Origin of the sequence: Planktotalea sp. (assembly GCF_049680325.1) — a bacterium.
Classification (GTDB): domain Bacteria; phylum Pseudomonadota; class Alphaproteobacteria; order Rhodobacterales; family Rhodobacteraceae; genus Planktotalea.
Genome location: NZ_JBAUHO010000219.1, coordinates 1 through 2,549, shown reverse-complemented (window position 1 = coordinate 2,549; position 2,549 = coordinate 1). Strand labels below are relative to the sequence as shown.

2 protein-coding genes and 1 pseudogene are annotated in these 2,549 nt (G+C 52.8%); all 3 read left to right on the top strand.

Annotated elements, in window-relative coordinates; all coding sequences use genetic code 11:
* Positions 1-724, top strand: a 724-nt coding sequence (locus WBC85_RS10035; protein ID WP_424436161.1) for an amino acid ABC transporter substrate-binding protein, incomplete at its 5' end; no start/stop codon positions are given.
* A 136-nt stretch (positions 725-860) separates the two neighbouring features.
* The gene (locus WBC85_RS10030; protein ID WP_424436158.1) at positions 861-2,075 is read left to right on the top strand and encodes an amino acid ABC transporter permease; all 1,215 of its coding nucleotides are present in this window, start codon (positions 861-863) and stop codon (positions 2,073-2,075) included.
* A 1-nt stretch (position 2,076) separates the two neighbouring features.
* A pseudogene (locus tag WBC85_RS10025) lies at positions 2,077-2,549 on the top strand (amino acid ABC transporter permease); the annotation flags it as partial.

Below are 2,549 nucleotides of genomic sequence, written 5' to 3'. Positions count from 1 at the left end.
GCGTAACACAACATGGACGTTCTCTCGTGACGTCGACCTGAAGTTCGATTTCGTCGGCGTAAACTATTACGACGGTCAGGGCTTCATGGTTCCTAAATCTCTTGGCGTATCTTCTGCGAAAGAGCTTGATGGCGCGACTGTCTGCATCCAGACAGGCACAACAACAGAGCTGAACTTGGCGGACTTCTTCCGTATCAACAACATCTCTTATGAGCCAGTTCCAATCGAAACAAATGCTGAAGCACAGCCGCTGTACCTTGAAGGTGCATGTGACGTTTACACGACAGACGCGTCTGGTCTGGCCGCGACACGCGCAGCGTTCGAAAACCCAGCAGATCACATCGTTCTTCCAGAGATCATCTCTAAAGAGCCACTTGGTCCACTGGTTCGTCACGGCGATTCCGAGTGGGGCGACGTTGTTCGTTGGTCTTTGAACGCACTGATCGCAGCTGAAGAGCTGGGTGTAACATCTGCAAACATCGGCGAGATGAGCGCAGCTGCGGGTAACAACCCTGAGATCAACCGTTTGCTCGGTACAGAAGGCACACTGGGCGAAATGCTCGGTCTTGACGCTGACTGGGCCAAGAAAGCCATCATGGCTGGCGGCAACTACGGTGAGATCTTCGAAAAGTCCATTGGTGAAAACACGCCAGTTGGTCTGTCTCGTGGTCTGAACGCTCAGTGGAAAGACGGCGGTCTTCTCTACGTTCCACCATTCCGTTAAGTCGGATATATAAGGAAGGGCGCGGTACATTCCGCGCCCTTCTTTCCTACCTCAAAGATTAGAAAAAGCAGCCCCTGAGCCATGAACGGATCAACCGTCAGGCTAACACAGAGGGCCGCAAATCAGGGAACAGTCCATGACGACTCTATCTGACCCTCCCAAGGGCGGCTTCCGCTTATCAATGTTGATTAACGATACGCGCTATCGTTCATACACATTCCAATTCATCGCACTGGTTATTCTCATTGCTGCCTTTGCTTATCTGGCAAGCAACCTGATTAGTAACCTCAATGCGGCTGGCCTGAAGCTTTCATATAAATTTCTGAGCGAACCTGCCGGCTATGACATTAACCAGCGTTTGATCGAATACTCATCGCAATCCACGCACCTGCGTGCTGCTGTTGTCGGTGCTTTGAACACGCTTCTTGTCGCGGTCATCGCCTGCTTCTTTGCGACGGTGCTCGGCGTGATTGTCGGTGTTCTGCGCCTGTCCAACAACTGGCTTATCAACAAGCTGATGGGCATCTACGTTGAACTTTTCCGTAATGTGCCGGTTCTGATCTGGATCTTGATTATTATGGCCGTCTTCGTTGCGATCCTTCCGCAACCCCGCGATTTCCGCGGTGCGGACGCGACTGCGAGCATGGTCTTGGGATCCTTCGCCTTTACGGGGCGCGGTTTTTACATGCCTGCACCCGTCTTTGGCCCTCTGTCTGGCCTCGTGATTGCGACCTTTGTTGCATCGCTTGTCGGGATCTGGGGGTATCGCAAATACGCCAAGAAGCAATTGTTCGATCATGGTCGCATGGTTTCGACATTCTGGCCTTCGGTCGCGATGTTCTTCATCCCGACATTGGTTGTATTCTTCATCTTGGGACGACCCATCGGGCTTGATTATCCGGCTTTGAAGGGCTTCAACTTCCAGGGCGGCATATTCGCACGTAACTCCCTGATCGCCTTGACCTTCGCCCTTTCGATCTACACGGCAGCCTTTATTGCCGAGAACGTGCGCGCGGGTATTCTTGCGATTTCCAAAGGTCAGACCGAAGCCGCTGCGTCGCTTGGCCTGCGCCCCGGGCGGATCATGAACCTTGTGGTTCTGCCGCAGGCGCTGCGCGTGATTATCCCACCGCTTATTTCGCAATATCTGAACATCACCAAGAACTCGTCTCTGGCGATTGCTGTTGGTTACATGGACATCACTGGTACGCTAGGTGGCATCACGCTGAACCAAACGGGCCGCGCGATTGAAACGATTTTGCTGTTGATGTTGTTCTATCTCGTCATCTCGCTAAGCATCTCTGCGGTGATGAACGTCTATAACAATTCTGTTAAATTGAAGGAGCGGTAGGATGAGCGATACCAACACCACACCCGTCGCCTTCGTGCGCGATGCAATGCTCCCGGAGCAATCACCGCCAATGACAGCCGCAGGCCCGGTGGCATGGATCAAAACCAACCTGTTTGACGGTGTGTTCAACTCGATCCTGACGCTGGTTGCGATCTATTTCGTCTATCAGATCGTGTCTGGTGCCTTCCCGTGGTTCTATAACGGGGTCTGGACAACAAACTCTTTGGCCGAATGCCGTGAAATTCTTCAGGGCAAAACGGGCGGCTGTTTCTCGGTTCTTACCGAACGCTGGAACCAGCTCTTGTTCGGTTTTAAATATCCACCGGATCAATACTGGCGTCCGACGCTGGCATTCTTCGGGTTGTTCTTTGCGGCAGCACCTGTGCTGTTCAACAAATTGCCACGCAAGATGCTACTCATCACGGCGATCTTCCCCTTCGCAGCCTTCTGGCTGATCTGGGGCGGTTCGATCCT